Here is a 21,088-nt window from a genome sequence, read left to right as displayed (position 1 = left end):
CCTCGGCGAATTGATAGACTTTTGCCCATTTGAATGTCTGCCATCATTGGGATGCAAACTTGCTGTAACTGCCCTTGCAGTCTAGCTTGATAGATAGATCGCTATCGGATTGCATCAAATGAAACTGCTCCAATTATCACCACTCTGGAATTGCCATCGGCAATGGTGCGGCATTTTGCTTAATGGATCAGATCAGAGCTTGGCATTACTCAATACGAAATTGAGCAATCCTACTCACGCGCAAACAATGCTTTTTTTTGTGCGCGAGGAGCAACACCGACCTGAGTATGTCTGTGAGGCCTTGGATTTAGCCCGCTTACATTGTGATGTAGGTGATGTTGAACAAATTTTAGCTCTAGATCCTAATGCGCTGGCCATCGGCAATTGGTACACCGCGCCATCGAGCCAGCAAAGTGCACCTCCTAAATCAGAATTATTAGAATTGATCGCGCAGGTTGCTGCTGATGCTGATGTCCAGGTGATTGAGCAAATATTCGCGCGAGCACCGGATCTCACTTTTCGGTTATTAAAGCTCGTCAATTCGGTCGGCTTGGGCTCAAGGGTTGAAATCAGCAGTATTCGCCATGCCATTACAATATTGGGGCGAAATCAGCTGCAACGTTGGGTGCAACTATTGATCTACGCTGAGCAATTCGGCAAATCAGGTGGCATCGATCCTTTGCTGTTGGCGGCTCTGTTACGCGCTAAACGGTTGGAGGCTTGGGCGAAAAATGGCTGGATCAATGCATCTCCCGACTCGGCCTTTTTAACTGGCATGCTTTCTTTGCTCGATCGCTTATTTCACCAGCCTTTAGCTGACTTATTGCAACGACTCTCTCTGAATGAAAAATTAGCCTCGGCGCTGCTTTACCGAGTTGGTGATTTGGGTTTGGCGCTCAATCAACTGGAAATAATGGAAGCGAGCGATCAGCCACAGCTTTGGCCAATTTCACCTTCCCACGCTGATTTGACCTGGATTGAGTCTGAGTTGGCGGTATTTGAATGGGCGGGCTCGCTGGCAGCGAGTTTATCGAAATGAGTTACAACGAACTCGAACCCGCCATCCGAATTTTGGGCGATATCAATGCATCCTTGATCGCGCTTGATCTGGAAGGCTATATCACGGGCTGGAATGGCGGTGCCGAGCGATTATTTGGCTATGCCAGCGAAGAAGTGATTGGGCAGCATATCTTGATCTTGTATGCCGATGAGGCGGAGGCCGATGCCGAGATTTTTAACCGTGTCATTCTCGATGGGCAAAGCACGCTTGAGGTACGAAGAAAGCATAAAGATGGCCATGTCTTCTGGGCTCAAATTCATCTAACCTTAGTGCGCGATGAGCAAGGTCGGCCGCTGCGCATGGTGGGTTTTTTGTACGACATTAGCCGTCAGGTCGCAGATCAAATTCGCTCTCGGCTATTAAATTCGGTTTTCAAAAATACCCCCGATGCCATTTTGATTACGGATGAGCGCCGTCACCTCATTGAATGTAACCCTGCCTATTTGCAAATGATGGGGGCTGACTTTGAGCATTTGCGTGGGCAAATACCTCAATTGCTGGCGGATTGTGAATTACAGGAAGAGCTAGATGCTCATTTGCTCTCCTTGGGTCATTGGGAGGGTGAGTTATGGGCCAAGCGCGTCAATGGTGATTCCTTCCCGATCTGGTTAAGCATCAGCCAAGTCTGTGGTCGATTGCATTCGGTGGTGAATTATTTTGCAGTCATTGCCGATTTGACCGAAAAAAAGGCCGCAGAGGAGCAGATTTTTAGGCTGGTTTATTTTGACGCATTGACCAAATTACCCAATCGCAGTCATTTCTTTTCCTTGCTTGAGCAATCATTGATCGAAGCAAAACGGCAGCACAATAGTGGTGCCTTATTGTGTTTTAACATCGTGGGTTTTAAGGCGATGAATGACTCATTTACCCATCGAGGGGGCGATCAAATTTTGATTGAGGTCGCCGCGCGGATTCGTGGCTGTCTGCGCGATGAGGATGTGTTGGCTCGATTTGGTGCGGATGAATTTAGCATTGGCCTATTTGATATCACACAAAGAGAAGATGCCGCGATCGTTGCCGAGCGTATTTTGGCTGCAGTAGCTGCGCCATATTATGTGATGCAGGAAGAAATTGTCATCAAGGCGCATATCGGCATTAGTGTTTATCCTGAAGATGGGCATGATCCCGATAAATTACTCAATTACGCGGCCATGGCCATGAATCGGGCCAAGCAATCCCATCAAGCACATCTGTTTTATTCTGCCCAGATGAATCAACGCTCGCTCGCGCGGCTCAAACTCAGTACCGATCTACATCATGCGCTGGAGCGTAATGAATTTCGCCTGTTTTACCAGCCGCAAGTCGATGCCAAAACGGGTTGTTTATGTGGGGCTGAAGCATTAATTCGCTGGCAGCACCCGCAAAAAGGCTTATTAAGCCCCGCAGAATTTATCCCCTTTGCCGAAGAAACCGGCTTGATTGTGCCGATTGGTACTTGGGTTTTTAGCGAGGCATGCCGTCAATTGGCGCAATGGCAGGCTCAAGGACTGCGCCTGGTGCGTTTGGCGGTCAATCTGTCGCCACGTCAGTTTAGTAAAGACTTGGTCAATACTTTGCAAGAGCAAGTGATTGCCCATCAAATCTCAGCCAGTCAAATCGAGCTGGAAATCACTGAAACATTATTAATGCAAATCGACGATGACATGGTCGGTATTTTGCATGATTTGCACGCGCTCGGCTTTAGCTTGGCGCTGGATGATTTTGGCACGGGATATTCTAATCTAGCCTATCTACATACCTTTCCCTTGGACTACCTTAAAATCGATCAACGCTTTGTGCGTGGTGTGCCAAACAATGACAGCAATGTCGCTATCGTCAAGGCCATCATTGCAATCGCAATGAATTTGAATCTGCAGTTAATCGCCGAGGGCGTTGAAAATCAAGCTGAAGCTGATTTTATGAGCCAACTCGATTGCCATCAATTGCAGGGTTTTTACATGGCGCAACCTTTGCCCGTCGAGCAATTTAATCTGCTTTTGGCTCAGGCCGAGCTCAGCCTATTGCCGCATCTTGCCGCGGCACGTTAAGTCCTTCCGCCCAGCCCCGCGAAGGCAGGCTAGGTGCTAATCGTGTTACCATCGCGCTACAATTGCTTGGGGTCGGCGCCGTGCGCAGACCAACTATTGCCAATCTGTATTTCCCATTCTGGTTGTTTTCTTCGGTTTTTTTAAAGTTCATCTATGCCATTTGCTGCTTTGGGTTTATCTGCCGAGTTGGTTCGCGCTGCTCACGATCATGATTATGTTCAACCCACTGCGATTCAGGCGTCGGCGATTCCGCTGGTATTGCAAGGGGATGATCTGATTGCCTGTGCGCAAACAGGATCGGGGAAAACTGCCGCATTTGTGTTGCCCTTGCTGCAGCAGCATCTGCAATGGCGTGCCCAAATCCGCGACATGGATGTCGATCTGCGCCCCAAACAGCGCGTCGTGCAAAGTTTGATTTTAGTGCCAACGCGTGAGTTGGCGATGCAAGTGAGCGAGACGCTGCGCGGATTGGCTAAACGGCTGCCCGAGCAAGCCAAAATGGTCGCGGTCTATGGCGGCGTATCGATCAATCCGCAAATGATGAATTTGCGTGGTGGTGCCGATATTGTGATCGCGACGCCGGGTCGATTAATCGATCTGATTGAGCAAAGGGCGTTAAGCATTGCGGGCGTAAAAACGCTGGTGCTGGATGAGGCCGATCGCCTGCTTGATCTGGGATTTAGTGATGAGCTCAATCGCATTTTAGATTTGCTGCCCCAGCGGCGACAAAGCCTGTTTTTCTCTGCAACTTTTTCGCCTGCCGTTGAGGCGCTGGCCGCCCAATTGCTCACCAACCCGCAGCGAGTTGAAATTGCCGCGACTCCAATTGCTGCGCCTGATATTTTGCAGCGCGCGATTGATGTCGATGAAAGTGCGCGCACGCAATTACTGCGGCATCTCATTATTGAGCATGGCTGGTCGCGTGTTTTGGTGTTTGTTGCCACCCAGTACGCAGCCGAGCATGTCGCCAAAAAACTCAATCGCGCGGGCATTAAAGCGGCAGCGTTTCATGGCAGTTTTGAGCAGGGCAAGCGTAGCCAAGTGATCAGCGATTTTAAAGCCAGTCGTTTGCAGGTCGTTGTCGCAACTGATCTGGCCGCGCGCGGTATCGACATTGCCCAGCTGCCCGCGGTGGTGAATTATGATTTGCCGCGCTCAACCACGGACTATACGCATCGCATAGGCCGCACAGGGCGGGCAGGGGAAAGTGGGGTGGCGGTGAGTTTTGTCACTAGCGATTTTGCCGCGCATTTTCGCTTGATTGAAAAGCAACAAAATTGCCGTGTTCCGCGTGAGCAAATTACCGGCTTTGAGCCAAAACAAGTCAATGCCGTCGCGCCTGAGGCCACCGTCTCGCCCAATAATGGCGGGATTAAGGGTCGGCGCAAGAGTAAAAAAGATAAGCTGCGCGAAGCGGCAGCATTGGCGGCTGCTGAGCAAAAAACAGCTGATTGATGTCGGGTATATACCTGTAGATATTATTCGTATTGAACTACAGGGCAATACCTGACTGAAGTGGTGTATGTCGTTTAGCCAAGATCATGCGCTATTTAAGGCGCTGGCGTGATAGCAGGGCAGGAAAGATGCGCTCTGCGTGACTTGTTTTAGCTGGCAAATTTATCCTGATATTTATCATAAATTTGCTTGAGCTTTTTATCACTGCGCATGCTGTCGAGCGATTTTTGCAGTTGTTCAAGAAGTTGTGGCTTGCTGTTTGGATTGCACGCCAGATATAAATCGACCGTATTGAAAATCATCAGCGGCTCGATTTTATTGGGGGCAATGCCGAGGCGTTTGGCGATTTCTCCTGTGGCAAATGAACCTGCCGGATAAAGATCAATGTGGCCAGCCAGCAGTTTCTTCAGGTTTTGATCTTCGCTATTGGCATAGTCGATTGTAAAGCCCAGCTTTTCCAGCATCACGGCATTCGCGCCTTGGCGAATATCGCCCACGCGCAATTTGCGAGCGTCATCGAGGGATTTGACTTGCAAGTGGCGCTCGCTCAAGCCGAAAAAGACGCCTTGAATACTGGCAATCGGGCCTATCCAGCTATATTTTTTTTCCCGCTCGGCAATGCGCCCCATGGTGTAGGCGCACTGATTCGGGTTGCGGGCCACATTTTCCACCGCGCGCGCCCACGGATAATCTTTTTGAATGCTGCTGATGCCCGAGCGTGCCAGCATTTCTGCGACAACCTCGACTGCCATGCCTTCGGGCTGTCGATTGGTAAAGCTGTTAAATGGCGGGTTATCGCCGACGTATAGGATGAGATCATGCGCATTCGCTACCGTAGACAAGCCGAGGCAGCACAGCAAGAGGCTAGAAATAAAACGACGCATGTGAAGGGGCGATTCCGATTGAGAGCAAGGCAAGAGCCGCGCGAAAGGTGGGTGACGCAAGAAGCACGATCTTACAGCAACACGTTTTTCCTTACACGCTATTTTTGGAGTTGATAGCGCGCCAGAATTTGCGTCAATTGGCCTGAGGTGTGGAGTTGGCTGATCGCGTCTTTGATTTTCTGAGCAGGGATATTGGGTGAGGACGAGATCAGGCAATAGGTGTCTTGGATGTCTAGCGTTTGAATAATTTCGATGCGATTTTTTTTGTCTTGGCTTTGATTGAAATAATCCACATTAATTCGATTGGCGACCGCCAGTGGCAATAGCCCGCTGTGCGTGTGTTTGAGCAGAATGTCTTGCGAGCCTGAGTCTATTCTTCGGATCGAATTACGCGCTAGTGCATTATTTAAACGCGGATAATTAAAGCCCAAAATGGTGCCAATATTCAGATTAAGTAGGTCGGGCGAGTCAAAATTAATCGCCGCTCGCGTGCGACCCGGCGGGGCGATAACGACGTTTTCCTGTTTGATAAACAGGCTGCTCCAGCGCTCGGGTGAGTATTGATTGGAGAGCCATTTGGGATTGGTGTGGCAGATCAGATCGATGTCATTGGCATTTAGCGTGTTGAGCAGCCGTTTGCGCGACAGCAGATGCCATTGAGGGCTTGCACCGGCGTTGATGGCAATTTGTGTCATCAGATCAAAAAATAAGCCGCCCGCCGGCTTGCCCATCTGCTTCATGATTTGCGGCGGATTCCACGCTTCATCAATGGCCATGCGCAAGACTTCTTGCGCGCTGGCCACTGAGGCGGAAAAAAGAGCGATCACTGCGAATGCTAATTTCATGAATGTGACAAAAGATTACAGGTGATTGAATCTTAGGCTAAAAATGCCGCGCCGCCATCAAATTGATGGATTTAGGCTTTGGCCGTAAAACCAATGACATCCATGCCCAGTACGCCCAGCTCAATACTGTGATGCAAGGTGGTCATGCGCGCATCGTCCCCTGCCGCCGCTCGGGCGACCAGAAAGGGCAAAAAATGTTCGCTGCTGGGATGTGCTTGCCGTGCAAAGGGTAGGGCATTGGGGGCGTGATTCCAGTGCTCCCAATCATTGATTTGATAGGTATTGCCAGCAAGATGAACCGCAGCAATGAATTGATCAGCATACCTATCAGATTCGCTATGGCTTTCAGGGTATTGCATGCGGGTAAAGGCATCACGCAGATTGTGCGTGATGCTGCCTGAACCGATTAGCAATACATCATCGGGCAATAGCTCGCCCAGTTTTTTGCCCAAGGCCAGATGTGCGGCATTATCCATATGCTGCGACAGTGAGACGGTAACGACGGGAATATCCGCCTCAGGGTAGATCAGTTTTAACGGCACCCAAGCGCCATGGTCGAGCGCTGTATTGTCGCTCAGTACAATGTCTTCACCCATGGCGGCTAATTGTTTGGCCAGCGCCTCGGCAAAATGGGGCTCGCCATCAGGGCGATATTGCATTTGATACAACTCATCCGGAAAGCCACCAAAGTCATGCCATTCCCGCCATTTTGCGGCCGTACCAATGGTGGTCTGGCGAGCAATATTGTGCGCAGAAATCATCACGATTAAGCGGGGGCGCGGCAATTGATCGCCGAGTTGGCGTAAAAAGTGGTGGGCTGGGCTATCGTCAATAATTAAGGTTGGCGCGCCGTGGCTGATAAATAAGCTGTTTTGCATGTTAGGTCTTTATGCGATGGATATGCCTATCATAGCGATGATGCGCTGGCTCGATGATGCAATGATTTGTGTGACTTATAGTTATTTTTCGAATAAGTGCGCGCTCAGTCAAACTGAGGCGGGCGGTGCTTTGGGAAAGCGGATCTGAAAATGGACGCCGGCTCCGGGCGCACTTTTTAGCTCAATCGTGCCCAATAATTTTTGCGTAATCAGGTTGTAGACAATATTCATCCCCAAGCCGCTACCACCTTGTCCAAGCTTGGTGGTGAAAAAAGGATCAAAGATCTTGCGTTGAATTTCCTCGCTCATTCCGCAGCCATTGTCGCTGTATTCGAGCAGAATTTGGCCGTCATAATCACTTTTTAAGCTGACCTTCATATGGCCGCTCGGTTGATTTTCAAAGCCATGCAAAATGCTGTTGTTCACAAAATTGGTGACAATTTGAGATAGAGCACCAGGGTAGGTATTGGCTTCAAGGTCTTGTTCGCAATAGCTTTCCAAGATATACGGTGATCTTTTTAGGATGGGTGATAAGCTGAGGATAATTTCATCCAAATAATGCGGTAGATGGATTTTGCGCATGACATCGCTATTTTGATCCACGGCGATTTCTTTAAAGCTGCGGATCAGTTGCGCCGCGCGTTGCAAATTGCGCTCGGTAACATCAATGCTTTCGGCCGCCACATGCAGAAAATTATTCAGCATTTGTTTGCCCATTTTTCCGGTATCGAGCTGCAATTGCATCACGTCAATCTCTTCGTGTAATGCACTGCAAGCGGTAACCCCAATGCCAATCGGCGTGTTGATTTCGTGGGCAATCCCCGCCACTAGGCGACCGAGCGAAGCCATTTTTTCATTGCGATGCAGCTCCAACTGAATTTTCTGATTTTCGATATTGCCAAAATCGCGTTCAACCAATTGCACAATCCGGCTGCAATGGGCAACAAGCTCGCGATCCCACTGGTTGTATTCGCTGTGCTGGGCAAAGCAGATGGCGCCGATTTTATTGCCGCGTAATTGCAGGGGCAGCTCCACGGTGGAGCGCAGCGTGTAGCCAGCAAATAGCACTTTCAAATCGGCTGAGCAAGGGTGCAGGCGGGTGTCCACTGCGACAGTTTGCTGATGCAGCTGGCGTAAATACTGGAAGTATTGCGGCAGATAGCGCTGCTTGAGCTCTGCGCCGAGCTTAACGGGAGGCTCACTTTGGCCGTGGCAAAGATAGACATCCTCATGCTCGCTATAAATCCAGACGCCGATCCAGTCGAGTTTCAAAATTTGTTTGGCTTGATTCAAAATCAATTGCAAAGCGCTGTGCGCTGGATTATTGAGCTCGGGGTTGGCGGCTAATTCGAGTAATTGTTCGTGGGCAGGTCGTTCTAGCTGATCGTAAGCGCTGATTTCCTTCACAATTTGCTGCGAGCTAAGCTCGACCATTTGCTCTTTGAGTTTTTTATATTCGCGCAACGAAGACAGCGCCAAAGGTAAATCACCGAGTTGCTCGGCCAAATTTGATCGCTGCTCAAGGAAATTGGCTTGCTGCTGGCGTGAGCCAATTTCGCGGGCAAACTCAATGGCTTGCTCGAACAAACGGATGGCCGCAGGCAGATCGCCTTGTTGGATCAAAATATAACCCATCGTTTCAAATGCCATACCACGCAGCCAGATATAGCCATTTTTGGCGGCGAATTGTAAGCCGTACGCGGTATATTCATTGGCTTTTGTCAGTCGCCCTTGTTTGGCATACAAATCGCCAAGGTGCCAATAGGCCTCGGCAACGTATTCGCCGACATTGCCTAATTTGGCAAAATGCAGGCCGCGCTCGAATTCATGCTCGGCCTGATCGAGTAAATCTTTGCGGTAATAATTGACGCCGATATTGAGCGCAAGCTTGCTCGCCAGATAGGGGTTGTCGAGTTGGCTGATTAGGTTATTGGCTTCGATATAGTAATTAATGCTGACATTGGGGTTGCCAATGTCATTGTTGATCGCGCCCAAGCCAATTCGGCCTTCAATGCCCGAAGTAATATCGCCGGTCAGCTCGCTGGTATCGATGCAGCGCTTCCAGTAAAACAGCGCATCGCGCCATTCGCTGCGGGTGAAGTGCAGTCGCCCCAAGGCCTCATACAGTTTGCCCGCCTGCCACGCTAGCGAGTTTTCTTCGGCCCGAGCCAGCCCCTGTTTGATCTCGTGCATCATGGATGCGGCTTTGCCTAGTCGCTCCAGCGTGAAATAGCGCTGATAGAGCGCGTCGAGCTGGCAAGCCAAATCCCCACGCTCGCTGGCAGCAACTTCGATTTTCTCGTATTGCAGGCACGCAAACATGGGAAAGCGGCGTGCAATACGATTGAGGCGGGCCAAAGACTGATCCATGGAGGTCTACCTGCGACTAGATAGTTTTTTATAGATCAGATCATGATCGAGTGGCAGATTGTTTGCACAATACTGCCGTGATTTATGCCTATCCAATCAATGGATAAAAAAACGCGTTTCTGCTGGCATCCATTACAATACGCGCTGACTGAATTGAATGAAGAGATGAGCGATATGCGCCAGATTTTTCTCGACACCGAAACCACAGGTTTGCGCGTCGAAGACGGCAACCGGATTTTGGAGATTGCGGCGGTGGAAATGATCGACCGCAAGCTCTCTGCGCCCGATCGTCATCTGCATCGCTATATCAATCCGGGTCGCGATTCGGAAGAGGGCGCGTTGAATGTCCACGGCTTAACGACGCAGTTTTTAAGCGACAAGCCCAAATTTGCCGCCATCGTCGATGAGTTTCTCGACTTCGTCAAAGGCAGCGAGCTGATTATTCATAACGCCCCGTTTGACGTGGGCTACCTGAATATGGAGCTGGAAAAGCTCGGCCGCGGCAAGATCGAAGACTACGTCGAGTGCGTCACCGATACGCTGAAAATGGCCAAAGACCTGTGGCCGGGCAAACGCAATAGTCTGGACGCGCTGTGCGATCGCTATGAAGTCGATCGCTCAGGCCGGACTTTGCACGGCGCGCTCATCGACTGCGAGTTGCTCGCCGAAGTGTATATGGCGATGACGCGCGGGCAAGACAGCCTGTTGATCGACTTTGCCCCAACACTGGAAGAAGCCGCCGCCGACGCACTGCGCCGCAAAGAGCGCCCGCCGCTGATTCGTGCGCAAGCGAGCGCCGAAGATCTCGCGCTGCATCAGGCGTATCTGGCCGAACTCGACAAAATTAATAAATCCGATTGTCTGTGGCGCGAGTACGAGCCCAAACCCGAGCCCGCCGCCACGGAGAATCCACAATGAGTGTTTGTATGAATACCACCGAATTGAAAACCGCCGCGCACGCCGCGTGGGAAGAGGGCGATTTACCCGCCGCCGAGCAGCATTTCTTGGCTGCGCTCGCGATCGACGAGCAAGACGCGCAAACGCATTATGACTTGGCGCTGCTGTATAAAAACAGCGAGCCAAGCAATTGGCCGCTGGCGCAACGCCACAATGCGCGTGCCTTAGAGATCAAACCCGACGATGAAGCGGCTTGGTGGAATCTGGGGATTGCCGCCACCGCCAACCGCGACTGGGCGACAGCCGCCAGCGCGTGGGCGAAGTTTGATCAGACGTTTAGCGCCGAGCAACTGGACGCATTATCGAGCGCCACCAGCGGTGAGCGCGTCGCGATTCGGATTCGCGTTGGCAAGCAACAAGAAGTCATCTGGGGCCAGCGCCTCGACCCCGCACGTGCACGCGTGTCGGGCGTACCGCTGCCTGATCTGGAAATCGGCCACGGCGATATTTTGCTGCTCGACGGTGTACCGCGCGGCGCACGTGAATTCGACGGTGTCAGCTACCCCGTGTACGAAGTACTCGAGCGCTGGCATACCGATACCTATGCGACGTATGTGATTGAAGCCGAAGTACATGATGAAGCTGCGCAAGATACCCTATTTAAAGCTGCCGCTGATTTGGGCTTGGTAATCGCCGACTTTGACTTTAACGTCGCCAGCGAAGCGCCAAAATGGCTGGTGGTACGCCAATACGGCGTCGCCGCGATGGAAGACCAACCCGTCGCCGATCTGATCGCCGCATGGCTCAAAGCGCGCGGTGATGTGGTGATTCGCGACGTGTATGTGGCCTATCCGGAAGAGTGAGTCATTAGTATCGTTCCTGCGTTTAAAGGCAATCGATCTTAATTCAGTTATGTGAGGATAAACATGGCATCTGCAGCACTATTGCTGGGATTATTCGTCATTGTGGCGATGCAGATTATGATTTTCTTTATTGCGCTGAGTCAGTCGCCTTCCAAAGCATTGATGTGTTTGGTTTTTCCTTTTTATGTCTATTTTTATGCCGGCAAAGATCCCAAAGCCAAACCATATTTGAACGCATGGTATGTCGGTGCGGCGCTATTGCTCATTGGCACCATTGCAATGAATTAGTGCATTGGGAACGATGGATGGTACGCGTGCGTTGAGATCATCGGCCGTGCCTGTTTAGTTAGAAACCAATCAAAATGAAAAAAATCGCCCTCGTTCCCGCCGCCGGTAGCGGCAGCCGCATGGCCAGCGCCACGCCCAAACAATACCTCGATCTGCTCGGCCAGCCACTGATCGCGCACACGCTGCGCGCGCTGCTCGGTGCTACTGAAATCAATCAAGTCGTTGTCGTGATTTCGCCCGAAGACGAATGGTGGGCTAGCTATGATTGGTCTGCGCTGCTTGGCGATCTGTCGCGCTTGCTGGTGCTGCGTGTCGGCGGCGCCAGCCGCGCCGAGTCGGTGATGAATGGCTTGGCCGCACTTGATGTGCCCGATGATAGCTGGGTGTTGGTGCACGATGCCGCACGGCCTTGCCTGACCAGTGCGCAAGTCAGTCAGATGATTACCCAGCTAGAGTATGATGCTGTAGGCGGTATTCTGGCTGTGCCTGTCGCCGATACCCTCAAGGTCGCCGCGTCTGAATACGATCAACATGGCCACGCCCAAATCGAGCGCACCACGCCGCGCGCTGGTTTATGGCAAGCGCAAACCCCACAAATGTTCCGCCGCGGCGAGCTACTCGCCGCGCTGCAAGACGCCTTGCCGCAACACGTCAATGACATCACCGACGAAGCCAGCGCGCTCGAGCGTCTCGGCAAAACGCCCAAACTCATCATGGGCAGCCCATGGAATCTGAAAGTGACTTACCCGCAGGATTTGCAATTGGCGGGCTTGTTGCTGAAGGCGCAACCATAGCGGCACCTCTTTTGCTAGTTGCTTTACGCATCCAATAAAAAATAGCCTCAATCAGCGAGGCTATTTTTTTGCGCTTAAGCTGGCACTATGAACCTGATGATTATTGCGGTTTCTTTTTCTTTTTGGCGTTCTGTTTGTCGGTTTCTAATTGCGCCTTGTCTGTTTTGACGATGGTTTTGTCGGCCTCTATTTTGGCTTTGTCATTGGCAATGGTGGTTCTGGGGGCTTTGGCAGCTTTATCCGCTTCAAGATGAGCTTTATCGGCTTTACGTTGTTGCTTGTCACTTTCCAGCTTGGCCTTATCCGCTTGTCTTGCCGCTTTTTCGGCGGCATGTTCCGCACTCTCTGCTTGGGCAAGCATGGTCGATGTGGCTAACAGCGTAGCCAAAAATAGTGGGGTCAGTTTGAGTTGCATTTTGGCTTCCTTCTGTTGATGTAAAACTAGGCGAAAAGCAGATGGCTTTATATTTTCGCCCTCCAGCTAGTATAGAAATTGCTTTGATTATTAGTGATTAATTATATTTAATCTGCTACTGCATTCTGGGTCGCGATAAGCGCAGCCGATATCAGCCTTCGGTTTTATGCGGTTGTGCCGAATCTTTTTGGTGCGTGCTCTGCTGCGCAGGCAGAACAGTAGGGTGCAATAAGCGAAGCGCATTGCACCATCGATCATCGTGGTATTAGCCTGCTATCTCAGGCGGTAAATCGGCCGTTTCGCCGGCCGCACGAGCAAGGAGCGGGTCTTGCTCCGCCCCTTGCAACCCCCGCGCGCCCGATCGCCGCGAATTCCCGTTCGTCCGGCAATTGGCAAGGCGCCGCAAAACTCGCTGCGCGAGCTTGGATTTTATGCGGCTACGCCGCGAGTTTTGGTGCGCGTTCCGCCGCGCAAGCAGGTTGGGGGCTTTGCTTCTCCAAAGCCCCCAACATCCCAAAGGAGCCCCCCGCCTGCGGCCCTCCGGGCTACCCTTAGTCGGTCGTGAGCCAAACGAAAAGCTGTTTGTCTCACTCCACTCCCTCGGCGATGGGTGACAGGGGATTTAAGCCCCAGACCAACGAGCGCGTACAAGATGGATATCGGGTATATTCGCCAAAGCCAATTCAGAAATACCATGTAGGATGGGTTGAGCGTAGCGATACCCATCACCGATTGCACGATGGGTATCGGTCTGCGACCTCCACCCATCCTACGAGCTAGGCGGCTTAAAATCTCGCCGTAACTTTTTCAAACGGCGCATCTCCATGGGCAATTCGTTCTAATTGGCGATGGGGGTATGCCCACCAAAACCAATTCATAAAATGCCTTTAGAGCAACACCGTGATGGGTATATGTCAAAAATGGTTGGGCTGCACCAATTCCTCTACAGCTGCGCCGAGCGAGGCATGCCGTAGCTTGGCAACTTGTTGCCTTAGCGAAGGCTGTGCCCTTGGGGTAAACGGGCGGGGCGGGGTTTCGGCGGGGCCTGTTTTGTTAAGCCCCGCCGCCGCCTCGATCCGTCCGCAGTCGAGGCGTGACGGAGCTTGGCAGCTTGCTGCCTTAGCGCAGGCCGTGGCCTAGGGCTAGCATCGGCGTAGCCGACGCAGATGTGGGGTCGCCTTTCTTTGCTTACTTTCTTTAGGCGAAGCAAAGAAAGTAAGTGCCGCGGCGCATAGCCGCCAATCCGTGGTGGATGGAAAATTGCGGGTAAATAAAAACCGCCAAGACTGGCGGCTTCATCATTTCGGGGACGGTGTAATGCGCTTCGCTTATTACACCCTACGTGCTAGGTTTTATGCGGCTACGCCGCGAGTTTTTGGTGCGCGTTCCGCCGCGCAGACAGGTTGGGGGCTTTGCTTCTCCAAAGCCCCCAACACCCCAAAGGAGCCCCCCGCCTGCGGCCCTCCGGGCTTCCCTCAGTCGGTCGCGAGCCAAACGATAAAGCCATTTGTCACGCTCCACTCCCTCGGCGATGGGCGACAGGGGATTTAAGCCCCAGACCACAGAGCGCGGACTAAATATGCATAGGGTATATCAAGCAAGATCAATCAAATAATTAATTTTAGATCAATACCGTGGTGGGTATATGCCGCCATCGTCGGGCTGCACCAATTCCCCTATATCTGCGCCGAGCGAGGAACGGGCGGGGCGGGGTTTCGGCGGGGCCTGTTTTGTTAAGACCCGCCGCCGCCTCGAACCGTCCGCAGTCGAGGGCATCGGCGCAGCCGACGCAGATGTGGGGTCGCCTTTCTTTGCTTACTTTCTTTAGGCGAAGCAAAGAAAGTAAGTGCCGCGGCGCATAGCCGCCAATCCGTGGTGAATGGCAAATTACAGGCAAATAAAAACCGCCAAGACTGGCGGCTTCATCATTTTGCGTGCGGTGTAATGCGCTTCGCTTATTACACCCTACGAGCTCTAACAATCATCACAACTTGTCGGAGTATGTCTTTGGCTTATCCGACCTACGAACTAATAAGGTACGTCCCAAAAACTTCAACAATGAGTAAGTTAAAACAACATAAGCCCCGAGGGCTATCGGGATTAGCAAAAATCCACCAAAAACTAATGCGGATGCAGATAAACCAAGAACAAGGAAGCCAATTAACACGCAGATCAGGATGGCAACACTATAAATAATGAGTTTTGCCCAAAAGGGGAGTTTTGTTACACAGCTTGCTGATATGACTTTGATCCGCTCCCAACCTTGGTTTTCAGCAAAATAGATCCCCAAGAAAAATACAATCCAGACGAGAAGAATGGAAAATATGAACGTAGTCATCAAACTTCACTCATTTTTTGCTAACAACCACATTGGGTGGGTCGTGATCCCGCGCTGAACTCCGATTTGGATCAAGCGCTAAATTGGCGGGTTATACCCCAAGGGTACTTCCTTTGGGCGCGCCTTCGGCTAAACCGTCCTACACTGATGCGGTATGGGTATATGACTCTAGCCCAATCCAATAATTAGCTATAGCCACATACCCATGGAGAAAAATCACTCCCTCGCAATCCCCAACGACCGCGCCAAATAGAGCCCCGTATGACTCGCCATATTCCCCGCCACATCTTCCGGTGTGCCGGTGGCGATGATTTGGCCGCCGCCTGCGCCGCCTTCTGGGCCTAGATCAATCACCCAGTCTGCGGTTTTGATCACGTCCAGATTGTGCTCGATCACCACCACCGTATTGCCGTGGCTCGATAGGCGTTGCACGACTTTGAGTAGCAAGTCGATGTCGTGGAAATGCAGGCCGGTGGTCGGTTCGTCCAAGATATATAGCGTACGGCCGGTGTCGCGTTTCGATAATTCGAGCGCGAGTTTAACGCGCTGCGCTTCACCGCCTGACAGCGTCGTGGCGCTTTGGCCGAGTCGGATGTAGCCCAGACCGACGTCGAGCAGCGTTTGCAGTTTGCGCGCGACGGTCGGTACAGCGTTGAAGAATTCCAGCGCGTCTTCGACCGTCATATTCAGTACTTCGGTGATGCTCTTGCCTTTGTACTGCACTTCCAGTGTTTCGCGGTTGTAGCGCAGGCCGTGGCAGACGTCGCACGGTACGTAGACGTCGGGCAAGAAATGCATTTCAACCTTGATCACGCCATCGCCCTGACACGCTTCGCAGCGGCCGCCTTTAACGTTGAACGAGAAACGACCCGGGCCGTAGCCGCGCTCGCGCGCAACGGGTACGCCAGCAAACAGCTCACGGATCGGCGTAAATAGGCCGGTGTAGGTGGCGGGGTTGGAGCGCGGTGTGCGGCCAATCGGTGATTGATCGACGTTGATGACTTTGTCGAAATGCTCCAGGCCTTTGACTTCGCGATACGGCGCTGGCTCGCAACCGGCGCCATTCAGATCGCGCGCGGCGATGCTGTACAGCGTGTCGTTGATCAGCGTTGATTTGCCCGAGCCCGATACGCCGGTGATGCAGACCATCAGCCCAACGGGCAGCTCAAGCGTCACGTCTTTCAGATTATTGCCCGTTGCGCCGATCAGGTACAGCCAACGCTCTGGGTCGGGCACGCGGCGTTTTTCCGGCTGCGCGATTTTGCGCTTGCCGGTCATAAACTGGCCGGTGATCGAATCGGGGTTGTTGAACACTTCTTCCGGTGTACCAACGGCAATCACTTGCCCGCCGTGCACGCCCGCGCCGGGGCCCATGTCGACCAGATAATCGGCGGCGCGCATCGCGTCTTCGTCGTGCTCGACGACGATTACGGTGTTATCCAGATCGCGCAGATGCATCAGCGTACCGATCAGACGATCATTATCGCGCTGGTGCAGGCCGATCGATGGCTCGTCGAGGACATACATCACGCCGGTCAGGCCCGAGCCAATCTGGCTGGCAAGGCGAATCCGCTGCGCTTCGCCGCCCGATAACGTATCGGCGCTGCGCTCTAAACACAGGTAATCCAGACCCACGTTGACCAAGAAGCCCAGACGCTCGCTGATTTCCTTAACGATTTTTTCGGCAATCTGCGCCTTGCTGCCCTCTAATTCCAGACTTTGGAAAAAGTGGAGTGTGTCTCGCAAAGCCAGGCGGGATAAGGCATGTAGGTTATTACCCCAAACCCGTACATGGCGCGCTTCTTTGCGCAGGCGCGCGCCTTCGCAGGTCGGGCAGACTTGATTATTTTGGTATTTGGCGAGCTCCTCGCGCACCGACATCGAGTCGGTTTCGCGGTAGCGGCGTTCCAGATTGGGGATAATCCCTTCAAAGCTGTGTACGCGCTCAAACTTGCTGCCGCGCTCATTCATATAAATAAACGCGATTTCTTCATGGCCCGAGCCGTGCAGAATGATTTCCTGCAAATCGGGTTCTAAATCTTCCCACGCGGTGGCGGTGTCAAAACCATAATGCGCCGCGAGGCTGGTCAGCATCTGGAAGTAAAACTGATTGCGCTTATCCCAGCCCTTGATCGCGCCAGCGGCGAGGCTGATTTCGGGGTGCGCGACCACGCGTTTCGGGTCGAAAAAGGTTTTCTGACCGAGGCCATCGCAGCTCGGGCACGCGCCCATCGGGTTGTTAAACGAAAACAGGCGCGGTTCAAGCTCGGGCAGGCTGTAGCTGCAGACTGGGCAAGCGAATTTGGCCGAGAACCAATGCTCGTTGCCAGAGTCCATTTCAACCGCGATCGCGCGGCCATCGGCGTGGCGCAGTGCGGTCTCGAATGATTCGGCCAGGCGCTGCTGCAAATCGGCGCGCACTTTCAATCGGTCAATCACGACTTCAATCGTGTGTTTTTTGTTTTTGTCGAGTTTGGGCGTTTCATCGAGCTCGAAGACTTCGCCATCGACGCGCACGCGCACAAAGCCCTGTGCGCGCAGCTCTTCAAATAAATCGACGTTTTCGCCTTTTTTGCCGATCACCACGGGCGCGAGCACCATCAGTTTGGTGTCTTCGGGCAGCGCCAAAACATGATCGACCATCTGGCTGACGGTTTGGCTTTGCAGCGCTTGATCGTGGTCGGGGCAGTAGGGCGTGCCGACGCGGGCGAACAATAGCCGCAGGTAATCGTGAATTTCGGTGACGGTGCCAACGGTCGAGCGCGGATTGTGGCTGGTGGCTTTTTGCTCGATCGAGATCGCGGGGCTGAGGCCCTCGATCAAATCGACATCGGGCTTTTCCATCAGCTGCAAGAATTGCCGTGCATACGCCGAGAGCGATTCAACATAGCGCCGCTGGCCTTCGGCGTACAGCGTATCAAACGCCAGCGATGATTTTCCCGAGCCGGATAGGCCGGTAATCACCACCAGCTTGCCGCGGGGCAAGTCGATGTTGACGTTCTTCAGGTTGTGCGTGCGTGCGCCGCGAATGCGGATCATCGGCTGGTCGGGCGCAAACGAAGCTGGGCGATACATGGCATTGTCCGGCAGATAGGTTAGCCGATAATTGTAGCGCTTTATGCTGGTGCATGATAGTACATAGTACGATTGTTCACTGTGATGGCGGGTAGTGCGTGCAAGCGCGAATGCGGATTTGTAGAGTTCAGTCAGGGTATGGCCTTGTAGAGCTTTTTAATATTGGTTTTGATAGCGATACCCAGTATTAATGAAAATTAAATCGCGTTAAAAGTGGTGATGCGGCGCAATCGGGTAAAATGGGCGCCTTGATGACGTAGCCCCGCGTTTGCGTGAGTTGCGAGCCAGCCGGATGTAATGCGAGATGATGAGTAAATTGGAATTACGCGCCGCCAGTGGTTTGGCGGGTTTGTATGCCTTGCGTATGTTGGGCATGTTTTTGATTTTGCCGGTGTTTGCCGTGTACGCGGGCCATATGCCCGGCGGCGAAAACCATGCTTTGGTGGGCTTGGCGTTTGGCGCTTATGGCTTGACGCAAGCCTTGCTGCAATTGCCGTTTGGCATGTGGTCGGATCATGTTGGCCGCAAAAAAGTCATCTATATCGGCTTGGCGCTGTTTGCGCTGGGCTCGATCATGTGTGCGATGGCCGATCATATCGTCTGGCTGATTATTGGCCGCGCAGTGCAGGGGGCGGGGGCGATTTCGGCGGCGATTACCGCCTTGCTTGCTGACTTAACGCGCGAAGAAAATCGAACCAAGGCGATGGCGATGATCGGTGGCAGTATCGCAACGACATTTGCCGTATCGCTGGTCGCTGCGCCCAAGCTCGCTGAATGGATCGGCTTGCCGGGGATTTTTCTGATGACGGCGGTGCTGGCGGTGTCGGCCTTGATTGGGGTGTGGAAAGTGATTCCGAACCCAACCATCAGCCGCTTTCACTCGGATGCCGAAGCCAATACCCGCCGCTTGCCACAAGTACTGAAACACCCGCAATTGCTGCGCCTTAATTACGGCGTTTTCGCGCTGCACGCGGCGCAAATGGCGATGTTTACCGTGATGCCCTTGCTGCTGACTTCGGTGGGCGGTATCGAGGTGGCGCATCACTGGTATGTGTATTTGCCCGTGGTGCTGGTCGGCTTTGTGCTGATGGTGCCGGCGATTATTTACGGTGAGAAAAAACGCCACCTGAAAGAAGTATTTGTATTTGCGATTGCGCTGATGTTCTTGGCGCAATTGGGCATGACGCTGTGGCTGCCGAGTCTGACCGCGATTGTGATCTGGCTGGGGATTTATTTCATCGCCTTCAATATTCTGGAAGCGACACAGCCTAGTCTGATTTCAAAAATCGCACCGACCGAAGCCAAAGGCACGGCGATGGGCGTGTATAACACTTGCCAATCATTGAGTATGTTTTTGGGCTCTGCGCTGGCCGGCTGGCTTTATCAGCATTACAACAGCGCCACCCCGGTGTTTGCACTGTGCGCGAGCTTGATGGCGATCTGGTTGATCGTGTCGTGGGGCATGCAGCCGCCGCTGCCTGTTAAAACGCAAATGTTTCATATTGGCGAAGATTGGACGGGGAGCGCGAGCCAACTCTCTGCTAAACTAGGCGCTATTCGCGGCGTAAAAGAAGCCGTGGTACTGATTGAAGAACGTGTTGCTTTGCTCAAAGTCCTGCAAGAAGGCTGGGATGAAGCGGCAGCACAACAACTCATTGCGGAGACCAACTAAATGGCATCGTTAAACAAAGTGCTGCTGATCGGTAACTTGGGCAAAGACCCAGAATCACGTTTCCTACCGAGCGGCGGCGCGGTGTGCAATTTCTCAATTGCCACCACCGAGAGCTGGAAAGATAAAAACACGGGCTCCAAACAAGAAAAAACCGAATGGCACAACATCACGATGTACGGCCGTTTGGCTGAAATCGCCGGTGAATACCTGAAAAAAGGTAGCCAAGTGTATATCGAAGGCCGTCTGCAAACGCGCAAATGGCAAGACAAACAAACCGGCGCAGATCGCTACACGACTGAAATCGTGGCCGATGAAATGAAAATGCTCGGCGGTCGCGGTGGCGCGGGTGGCGGTATGGGCGGTGCTTCACAAGGTGGTCAAGGCGGCTACGGCGGCGATGATTTCAACCAAGAATACAGTGCGCCAGCAGCACCACGCCAAGCACCGCAAGCAGCGCCACAGCCTGCTGCGCGCCCAGCGAAAAGCTTTGATGACTTTGAAGACGACATCCCATTTTAATGCGCAGTATATTTAATCTTTAAAGCTAAAAGCCCCTCGGATGAGGGGCTTTTTATTGTGTGCTGATCAGGCTATCGCTGAGTTCTCAACTCAGTAAAGAGCCTTGCCAAACGGGTGAAGATCACAAACTAAAGAGTAAAAATGCGCTACTCAAAGTGAGCCCTACTGCGCTGGCACGCTGGAAATAAGGCAGTGCACGTGCGGTGCCCCATCTTAACCAAATAAATCCGCCAAAATGAAGCGCGCTGGATGCAAGTAGCATGCCGATAATGAACGAACTCGATGCTGTGTTGGTGGGTATTTCCGCTCCATGAACTAGCCCGTGCAATAAACCACTGGAAATAATGATGCTGGCCAGTGCCACGCGCGATAGCTGCCGGGAAAAAAGCAGCGATATACCGAGCAGGCCTACTGAGCTTGCAACTAGGTATTCTGCGCTAGGCATTAAAGATAAAGGTATTGATGAATATACCCCAATAGTTAGGCTGATTAAAAATGCGAAAATCAGCGTCAATTGTACTTTGATCTTGGCCTGTGTCGCAGCGAGCATGCCGACCGCCAGCATGGCCAAGAGGTGATCTGCACCCAGCCAAGGATGGCTAAAGCCATTGAATAAACTCAAGCTATGGCCTTGCGGGTGGGCGTAGGCCATGATGGGCAAGAGTGCCAACGGTACGATCAGATATTTATGTTTCATCTTTACTCCCT

At 52.5% G+C, this 21,088-nt stretch carries 17 protein-coding genes; 9 read left to right on the top strand and 8 right to left on the bottom strand.

Going from position 1 to position 21,088, the window contains the following annotated elements; translation table 11 throughout:
* The first annotated feature begins 118 nt into the window (after window positions 1-118).
* From HQ393_RS09385 to HQ393_RS09375, 3 genes are all read left to right on the top strand, one after another.
* Window positions 119-1,039, top strand: coding sequence for an HDOD domain-containing protein (locus HQ393_RS09385; protein WP_179354957.1), 921 nt, complete (start codon window positions 119-121; stop codon window positions 1,037-1,039).
* Window positions 1,036-3,087, top strand: a complete 2,052-nt coding sequence (locus HQ393_RS09380; RefSeq protein WP_179354956.1) for a putative bifunctional diguanylate cyclase/phosphodiesterase — start codon at window positions 1,036-1,038, stop codon at window positions 3,085-3,087. The genes HQ393_RS09385 and HQ393_RS09380 overlap by 4 nt, the downstream gene beginning before the upstream one ends.
* A 153-nt stretch (window positions 3,088-3,240) precedes the next feature.
* Complete coding sequence (locus HQ393_RS09375) at window positions 3,241-4,542, top strand: DEAD/DEAH box helicase (RefSeq protein WP_179354955.1); 1,302 nt, start codon at window positions 3,241-3,243, stop codon at window positions 4,540-4,542.
* A 149-nt stretch (window positions 4,543-4,691) separates the two neighbouring features.
* On the opposite strand, the gene HQ393_RS09370 is transcribed toward HQ393_RS09375, so the two are convergent.
* From HQ393_RS09370 to HQ393_RS09355, 4 genes are all read right to left on the bottom strand, one after another.
* Window positions 4,692-5,426: a substrate-binding periplasmic protein gene (locus HQ393_RS09370; protein ID WP_179354954.1), complete on the bottom strand. Its 735-nt coding sequence runs from the start codon at window positions 5,424-5,426 to the stop codon at window positions 4,692-4,694.
* A gap of 98 nt (window positions 5,427-5,524) precedes the next feature.
* A complete protein-coding gene (locus HQ393_RS09365; protein ID WP_179354953.1) occupies window positions 5,525-6,271 on the bottom strand; it encodes a substrate-binding periplasmic protein in 747 nt (248 codons plus the stop codon).
* Window positions 6,272-6,342: 71 nt separating this feature from the next.
* Window positions 6,343-7,149, bottom strand: a complete 807-nt coding sequence (locus HQ393_RS09360) for a dioxygenase family protein (RefSeq protein ID WP_179354952.1) — start codon at window positions 7,147-7,149, stop codon at window positions 6,343-6,345.
* A 108-nt stretch (window positions 7,150-7,257) separates the two neighbouring features.
* Window positions 7,258-9,519, bottom strand: coding sequence for an ATP-binding protein (locus HQ393_RS09355; protein ID WP_179354951.1), 2,262 nt, complete (start codon window positions 9,517-9,519; stop codon window positions 7,258-7,260).
* Window positions 9,520-9,603: 84 nt separating this feature from the next.
* On the opposite strand from HQ393_RS09355, the gene dnaQ reads away from it, so the two are divergent.
* The 4 genes from dnaQ to ispD all read left to right on the top strand — a co-directional run bounded on the left by dnaQ (window position 9,604) and on the right by ispD (window position 12,361).
* Window positions 9,604-10,437 (top strand): DNA polymerase III subunit epsilon, encoded by an 834-nt coding sequence (gene dnaQ, locus HQ393_RS09350; protein WP_438833107.1) that lies wholly within the window; start codon window positions 9,604-9,606, stop codon window positions 10,435-10,437.
* Between the two features lie 8 nt (window positions 10,438-10,445).
* Window positions 10,446-11,279 carry a hypothetical protein gene (locus HQ393_RS09345; RefSeq protein WP_179354950.1) on the top strand — a complete coding sequence of 278 codons (834 nt, stop codon included), beginning with the start codon at window positions 10,446-10,448 and terminating at the stop codon, window positions 11,277-11,279.
* A gap of 63 nt (window positions 11,280-11,342) precedes the next feature.
* Window positions 11,343-11,567 (top strand): hypothetical protein, encoded by a 225-nt coding sequence (locus HQ393_RS09340; protein ID WP_179354949.1) that lies wholly within the window; start codon window positions 11,343-11,345, stop codon window positions 11,565-11,567.
* Between the two features lie 74 nt (window positions 11,568-11,641).
* Window positions 11,642-12,361 carry a 2-C-methyl-D-erythritol 4-phosphate cytidylyltransferase gene (gene ispD / locus HQ393_RS09335; RefSeq protein ID WP_179354948.1) on the top strand — a complete coding sequence of 240 codons (720 nt, stop codon included), beginning with the start codon at window positions 11,642-11,644 and terminating at the stop codon, window positions 12,359-12,361.
* 100 nt (window positions 12,362-12,461) lie between these two features.
* Here the strand turns inward: ispD and HQ393_RS09330 are convergent, their stop codons facing one another.
* From HQ393_RS09330 to uvrA, 3 genes are all read right to left on the bottom strand, one after another.
* Window positions 12,462-12,776 (bottom strand): hypothetical protein, encoded by a 315-nt coding sequence (locus HQ393_RS09330; protein WP_179354947.1) that lies wholly within the window; start codon window positions 12,774-12,776, stop codon window positions 12,462-12,464.
* Window positions 12,777-14,760: 1,984 nt separating this feature from the next.
* Complete coding sequence (locus HQ393_RS09325; RefSeq protein WP_179354946.1) at window positions 14,761-15,114, bottom strand: hypothetical protein; 354 nt, start codon at window positions 15,112-15,114, stop codon at window positions 14,761-14,763.
* Window positions 15,115-15,330: 216 nt separating this feature from the next.
* The gene (uvrA, locus tag HQ393_RS09320) at window positions 15,331-18,189 is read right to left on the bottom strand and encodes an excinuclease ABC subunit UvrA (protein ID WP_218871110.1); all 2,859 of its coding nucleotides are present in this window, start codon (window positions 18,187-18,189) and stop codon (window positions 15,331-15,333) included.
* Window positions 18,190-18,496: 307 nt separating this feature from the next.
* Here uvrA and HQ393_RS09315 point away from each other — a divergent pair, with 307 nt between their 5' ends.
* Window positions 18,497-19,861: an MFS transporter gene (locus HQ393_RS09315; protein WP_179358457.1), complete on the top strand. Its 1,365-nt coding sequence runs from the start codon at window positions 18,497-18,499 to the stop codon at window positions 19,859-19,861.
* Window positions 19,862-20,380, top strand: a complete 519-nt coding sequence (gene ssb, locus HQ393_RS09310) for a single-stranded DNA-binding protein (protein ID WP_179354945.1) — start codon at window positions 19,862-19,864, stop codon at window positions 20,378-20,380. It abuts the gene before it with no gap.
* Between the two features lie 121 nt (window positions 20,381-20,501).
* Here ssb and HQ393_RS09305 read toward each other — a convergent pair whose 3' ends face one another.
* The gene (locus tag HQ393_RS09305) at window positions 20,502-21,077 is read right to left on the bottom strand and encodes a HupE/UreJ family protein (RefSeq protein ID WP_179354944.1); all 576 of its coding nucleotides are present in this window, start codon (window positions 21,075-21,077) and stop codon (window positions 20,502-20,504) included.
* Window positions 21,078-21,088: the final 11 nt, after the last annotated feature.

Origin of the sequence: Chitinibacter bivalviorum, from assembly GCF_013403565.1 — a bacterium.
GTDB lineage: Bacteria > Pseudomonadota > Gammaproteobacteria > Burkholderiales > Chitinibacteraceae > Chitinibacter > Chitinibacter bivalviorum.
This window is presented reverse-complemented; position numbering and strand designations above follow the sequence as displayed.